Origin of the sequence: Arthrobacter sp. Br18 (assembly GCF_000520555.1) — a bacterium.
GTDB lineage: Bacteria > Actinomycetota > Actinomycetes > Actinomycetales > Micrococcaceae > Arthrobacter_D.
Map to the genome: position 1 here is coordinate 2,789 of NZ_KI914894.1, position 4,542 is coordinate 7,330.

At 61.7% G+C, this 4,542-nt stretch carries 4 protein-coding genes and 1 pseudogene; 3 read left to right on the forward strand and 2 right to left on the reverse strand.

Translation table 11 applies throughout. The features are described 5' to 3' along the window. The 3 genes from Y704_RS22210 to Y704_RS0116555 all read left to right on the forward strand — a co-directional run. Positions 1 to 662, forward strand: a 662-nt coding sequence (locus tag Y704_RS22210; protein ID WP_162149429.1) for an SDR family NAD(P)-dependent oxidoreductase, incomplete at its 5' end; no start/stop codon positions are given. Positions 663 to 730: 68 nt separating this feature from the next. Then, positions 731 to 1,504: a DUF427 domain-containing protein gene (locus tag Y704_RS22215; RefSeq protein WP_162149430.1), complete on the forward strand. Its 774-nt coding sequence runs from the start codon at positions 731 to 733 to the stop codon at positions 1,502 to 1,504. A 106-nt stretch (positions 1,505 to 1,610) separates the two neighbouring features. After that, a complete protein-coding gene (locus tag Y704_RS0116555; RefSeq protein ID WP_026550929.1) occupies positions 1,611 to 1,826 on the forward strand; it encodes an SDR family NAD(P)-dependent oxidoreductase in 216 nt (71 codons plus the stop codon). Here Y704_RS0116555 and Y704_RS22220 read toward each other — a convergent pair. Both Y704_RS22220 and Y704_RS24920 read right to left on the reverse strand, forming a co-directional pair. Beyond that, positions 1,823 to 3,138, reverse strand: a pseudogene (locus Y704_RS22220) (ISL3 family transposase). The gene Y704_RS0116555 and the pseudogene Y704_RS22220 sit on opposite strands and share 4 nt — an antisense overlap. Positions 3,139 to 4,076: 938 nt before the next feature. Then, positions 4,077 to 4,542, reverse strand: a 466-nt coding sequence (locus Y704_RS24920) for a hypothetical protein (protein ID WP_216699006.1), incomplete at its 5' end; no start/stop codon positions are given.

Sequence of the window (4,542 nt, forward strand, 5' to 3'; positions counted from 1 at the left end):
CTGCTCGCACGGTGCTGCCGTACTTCCGAAGCCAGGGCCGGGGAACCTTGATCATCATCGGATCGGTGTACTCCAAAATCACCTCCCCCTACGTCTCCCCCTATGTGACCAGCAAATTCGGGCTGCTCGGTTTCACGGAAGTACTGCGCCAGGAGTTACGAAAAGCCAAAGACATTCACATCTGCCTCGTACTGCCGGCAACAATCGACACCCCCATCTACCAGCACGCCGCGAACTACACCGGCCAGCACGTCCACCCACTACCCCCCGTCGTGTCCCCCCACCGTGTCGCCAAGGTGATCCTGCGGAATTCGAAACGACCAAGGCCGGTAACAGTGGTCGGTCAGATCCAACGAACCATCATCCCGATCCACGGCCTCTTTCCGCGGCTCTATGACCAATGCATCAACCCGGTCATGAACCTGCTTGCACTACGGAAAGGCCCCACAGCCCCTTCAAGCGGTACGGTCTTCACCCCGGACCCCTCGAGCAACCAGATCACCGGGAACTGGCGGACCAGCCGGACCAGACGCTTAGGCGCAGCCGGCGCCATCCTTACCGTCTGGTCATTGATCCGATGCATAAGAGGAGGACAACGCGTCGCTCCAACAGGGAGAAACCGTCACCCGAAGACAAACCACTTCACGCATGATCACAGTTGAGCCCAGCGTGTGCCGGGACGAGCTGAGGCAGTCAGGACAGCCACAAAAGTTGAAAGGAGGCCATGTCAATGAAACAAAACCCGAGAGAACCACTACAAAGTACGCGATGGGTGCGCGGAATCGTGGGCGACGCACTCGTGGTCGACAGCCGCGATCAGCTACTCGTATGGGAAGAGGAACTTCCTGTACCGCGGTACCTATTCCGGGACGAGGACGTCCGCTCAGAGCATCTGATACCCACCGGGGCCCCGGACGAATTGGGCTACCACCACCCGAGTTCCAAGGTTATGTCCTGGTTCGATGTAGTTGTTGATAACCGCTTTATCCGCCACGGGGCGTGGCGGATAAAGGGTTTTGACGGTTATACGGGAGTGACGTGGGAACGCGGTGAGTTTGACCACTGGTATGAAGAGAATGAAGAAGTATTCGAGCATCCCCACGACCCCTTCGTCCACATCGATGCCCTGCCCAGCTCACGATTAGTGACGGTGCGCCACGACGACGTCCTGATCGGCGAGTCGCGCGATGCGATCTTCCTTTGGGAAACAGGGCTGCCACCGCGTTACTACCTGCCGAGGCGAGACATCGACTTCGGCCTTCTCACACCGACGACCACGAAGAGCATTTGCCCTTACAAGGGCTTTGCCACCAACTACTGGAGCGTTACCAGCGAATCCTCTCTCACTGATATTGCTTGGTCCTACCCCGAACCGTTCTTTCCGTACCGCAACATTGCCGGGGCCGTCGCCTTCCTGCACGAGGAACTGGACATTTCCCTCGACGGCGTACCGCAAACACGTCCTGTGCCCAAACAGTGGCCAGCACGGTCCCGGCTGGAGTAACTACCCTGGACCGAGCCCGGTTACATGGGCCCTGTTGCTGGCATGCCATCGGCTTTGACTCTCATACTGCCGCCAGGTCAGCGGGTGAGGATGACCCGGAGGCGACGTGGGTGCTCTCGGCAACCTGATCAACAGTGCTGGGACCAATATCCGCACTGCGGCCCTGGACGTCACTGAGGCCGAATGGGACACGATCATGGACGTCAACTTGAAAGGGGCGTTCTTCACCGCCCAAACCTTCGCCCGAACTAGTCCCGAGGACGGTCAGGGGAAGATTATTAACATCTCCTCACAGTACGGATATGCGGCTCTCCGCGTTTAAGCGTGGTTGGCGGGTTTGGTGCGGTATGGTCGGTGGCCGCCTGCGGCGAGTAGGCATCTGAGTCTGTAGTTGGTGAAGTTGCGGAAGCCTCGGGCAATCCGACGGGTTGTTTCGATGACTCCGTTGATCGCTTCGGTGGGGCCGTTGCTGGTGCCGGGTCGGTCGAAGAACGCGAGCACGTCGGGGGCACGTTGCTTGAGTGTCCGGCCGAGGCGGCGGATCTCTGTCAGCGCGGCGGGGACGCCGCTGGTGATGGCGTCGATGACCGCGTGCATCATTTCCTTCCCCTTGGTCTTGTTGGGTTCCCAGTAGGCGGCGACGATCCGCTGGTAGATACCCCACGTCGCTTCGACCTCGAGGTGCTCCTCGACTCTGAACAGCGCTTCCAGGCGAGCTCGCTGCTTCTCTGTGAGCAGATCACCGCCGGTGTGAAGGGTGCGTCGGGCCTTGTAGAGAGGGTCACCGGCTCTGCCCCGATGCCCGGTCGTGGCCTGTTGGATGCGTTGCCGGCACCTGTCCAGTCCGTCCCCGGCGAGGCGGACAACGTGGAAGGGGTCCATGACCGGGATCGCGTCGGGAGTTCCTCGGACGTAGCGGTCTTGAACCCAGTGAAACCATCCATCGCGACGACGTCGATGCCGTCCCGCCACTGGTCCGGTTGATCGGCGAGCCACTGCTTGAACACTGCCTTGGAGCGTCCCTCGACCATGTCCAGTAGCCTCGCCGGGCCCGTCTTCTCACGGATCGGGGTGAGATCGATGATCACGGTGACGTACTTGTCCCCGCGCCGGGTATGCCGCCAGACATGCTCGTCTACCCCGATCGTCGTCACCCCGTCGAACCGGGCCGGGTCATCGATCAGCCGACGCTTCCCCTCGGTCATGATCGCTGTGTTCGCCGTATGCCACGACACCCCGAGACCCGCGGCGACGCGGGAGACGGTGAGGTGATCGACCACGATGCCTTCCAGCGCCCAGCTCAACCCTCGACGAGAGATCTTCGCCCGCCGCGGAGCTGCCGCGTCCGTGTCCTGCCGCCACGTGCGTCCGCAATCAGCGCATCGATAGCGACGTACTCGCACCAACAACGTCGTGGGCCGGTGACCGAACGGCTCATGCGCCAACCGGCGGGTCACCGTATCTCGCGGCACACCCCCGGCACCGCACTTCCGGCACCACGGGTCCGATTTGACGACCCGGCACTCAATCAACGCCCGATCCGGTTCGAACAACTGTCCGACGGCTTCGAGGCCGATCTCATCCAGGCGGCAGAACGTGGTCAGGTCAGGGGCATCGAAGGTAGCGTGAAACACGTCGAGGTCTTTCAGATGGCGAGCGTAGGAACTTCCATCATCGGAAGACCTCGACCTCTATCCCGCCATCGACGCGCGCAGCCTAACTACACTCTCAACTGCGAAGAGCCGCTAAAGATCGGTGGGTGGAGGCACAGGGAGTGCCGGGCCGCTCGGCACCGGCACTGGTCCCGGTGGCAGTACGGGTGGGTCACTTGGTGCGGGTACCGGTGGCAGTACGGGTGGGTCACTTGGTGCGGGTACCGGCGCGGTCGGAACCGGGGCCGGGCCATCCGAGGGAGGTACCGGTTCAGGTTCGGGTGTAGGTTCGGCGGGAACAATGCTACCGGGCACAGGCACCGGCACCGGCACCGGGGGTAGTGTTGGAACGTTTGGCGCCGGAGCAGGCGCGCCGGGCACCACAGGCGCTGGCTGTCGGGTGGGTACCGGCAACACTGGAGCAGGAGCGTTAGGCAGCACGGGGACTGGCTGCCGTTTGGGGACTGGCAGCACGGGCGCCGGAGTCGGGGCAGCAGGAGGCAGGACGGGCGCGGGCTGTGGTGCTGGTGTCGGCGAAGCAGTGGGGGGTTGTGGGGGCTCTGACGTAGGTGTCGGAGCCGATGGTGATTGTTCTTGGGCAGCGATTCTAGCTTCCAGGCCTGCCCGCAGGGCTGCGATAGCGGTTTGGATGCGTTCCCTTCGATCGGCTGGAACTGAACCGTTGTCGACCAGGACATCGAGCCGGAGAGCAAGTCCGTCCAGAGTTTCCAGTGATGCACTGTAGTCCTCATTGATGGTTTGCCGGGTTACTGTCAGGACGTCCGCCTGGAGTTGTTCCGCAGCACGGGCATCGTAGTCCTCTGCCCCGCTGCATCCGGCAAGCACCACAATCAACAACGCCGCCGCCGCCGTTTTGTGGGTCCGGTTGAAGTGGCGCAGCTTGTTACGGCGGGTGGGCATCAAGGGTCCACGCTTTCCTGTAGGTCGATGAGTAGTTCGCCCAGTTCCCCGGATGCTGGGGGGTAGTCCACGCGAACGGGTCGGGCCTGTCCATCAAAGACCAGCATCAGCAGCACGACGGTAAAAAGGATTCCGATTAGTGCTGCAAGAACAATCAGCACCCACCGCAGAACAGGCTTTCGATGGTGTTCTGCCACCAATGGATGTGGTTGAGTCGCAGTTTCCGTGGCGGTATCAATTTCGAGCGATTCCGTGATGGGAAAGGACGATAAGGCGTCGTTCCGCAGTGACCCGGTTAGTTCAGAATCAGTCGGTATACCTTTTCCCTCGGGAAGGATGTGCGCTGCCGGTTGAGGAGTTACGTGCGATCCGGCGTGAGGTGTGTCTTCGCTTCCGAAAAGGGCGTCGTTCTGGAGCGTTGCGGAGACTTCGGCAGCTGTCGGACGGGCTGCGGCGTCCTGGGCA